This window comes from Stenotrophomonas sp. RIT-551, assembly GCF_026241915.1.
GTDB classification, from domain to species: Bacteria; Pseudomonadota; Gammaproteobacteria; order Xanthomonadales; family Xanthomonadaceae; genus Stenotrophomonas; species Stenotrophomonas bentonitica_A.
Map to the genome: position 1 here is coordinate 1 of NZ_JAPJIU010000031.1, position 1,639 is coordinate 1,639.

At 54.1% G+C, this 1,639-nt stretch carries 2 rRNA genes; both read left to right on the forward strand.

The features are described 5' to 3' along the window. Positions 1–1,358, forward strand: a 23S ribosomal RNA gene (locus ORK51_RS17845); the annotation flags it as partial. A gap of 125 nt (positions 1,359–1,483) precedes the next feature. Then, positions 1,484–1,598: ribosomal RNA gene (gene rrf / locus ORK51_RS17850) — 5S ribosomal RNA — on the forward strand. Positions 1,599–1,639 lie beyond the last annotated feature (41 nt).

A 1,639-nucleotide genomic window follows, 5' to 3' on the forward strand; every position in this document is an offset into this window, starting at 1 on the left:
CGAAGTCACTGATACCACGCTTCCAGGAAAAGCTCCTAAGCTTCAGCTTACGCAGACCGTACCGTAAACCGACACAGGTGGGTAGGATGAGAATTCTCAGGCGCTTGAGAGAACTCGGGTGAAGGAACTAGGCAACATGGCACCGTAACTTCGGGAGAAGGTGCGCCCTTTTTGGTGGCTCATGCGAGCTATAGCTGAAGAGGGCCGCAGTAACCAGGCCGCTGCGACTGTTTATCAAAAACACAGCACTCTGCAAACACGAAAGTGGACGTATAGGGTGTGACGCCTGCCCGGTGCTGGAAGGTTAATTGATGGGGTCAGCCGCAAGGCGAAGCTCTTGATCGAAGCCCCAGTAAACGGCGGCCGTAACTATAACGGTCCTAAGGTAGCGAAATTCCTTGTCGGGTAAGTTCCGACCTGCACGAATGGCGTAACGACAGCGGCGCTGTCTCCACCCGAGACTCAGTGAAATTGAAATCGCTGTGAAGATGCAGCGTTCCCGTGGCAAGACGGAAAGACCCCGTGAACCTTTACTATAGCTTTACACTGAACGTTGAGTTCGTCTGTGTAGGATAGGTGGGAGGCTATGAAACCATGGCGCTAGCTGTGGTGGAGCCATCCTTGAAATACCACCCTGTCGTGCTTGACGTTCTAACCTAGGTCCATAATCTGGATCGGGGACCGTGTATGGTGGGTAGTTTGACTGGGGCGGTCTCCTCCTAAAGAGTAACGGAGGAGCTCGAAGGTACGCTCAGCGCGGTCGGACATCGCGCACTGTGTGCAAAGGCATAAGCGTGCTTGACTGCAAGATCGACGGATCAAGCAGGTAGGAAACTAGGACTTAGTGATCCGGTGGTTCTGTATGGAAGGGCCATCGCTCAACGGATAAAAGGTACTCCGGGGATAACAGGCTGATACCGCCCAAGAGTTCATATCGACGGCGGTGTTTGGCACCTCGATGTCGGCTCATCACATCCTGGGGCTGTAGTCGGTCCCAAGGGTATGGCTGTTCGCCATTTAAAGTGGTACGCGAGCTGGGTTCAGAACGTCGTGAGACAGTTCGGTCCCTATCTGCCATGGGCGTTGGAGATTTGAGAGGGGCTGCTCCTAGTACGAGAGGACCGGAGTGGACGAACCTCTGGTGTTCCGGTTGTCACGCCAGTGGCATTGCCGGGTAGCTATGTTCGGAAGCGATAACCGCTGAAAGCATCTAAGCGGGAAGCGCGCCTCAAGATGAGATCTCCCGGGGCACAAGCCCCCTGAAGGAACCATATAGACTATGTGGTTGATAGGTCAGGTGTGTAAGTACAGCAATGTATTGAGCTAACTGATACTAATGATCCGTGTGGCTTGACCATATAACCTCAAGTTGCCTTGGCCGACATGACATGTCGATAGATCCCAAGTGCACGCTACGTCACAAGACTTACGAGAGGCAGGCGCCTTATCCGTTTCTTTAGGATGGCGACGCTCCAACTGTCTCCCTGGTGAAATTAGCGCTGTGGCACCACCCGATCCCATCCCGAACTCGGAAGTGAAACGCAGCTGCGCCGATGGTAGTGTGGCCTAAGCCATGCGAGAGTAGGTCATCGCCAGGGTTTTTACCCGAAAACCCCGCTGCTCACGCAGCGGGGTTTTC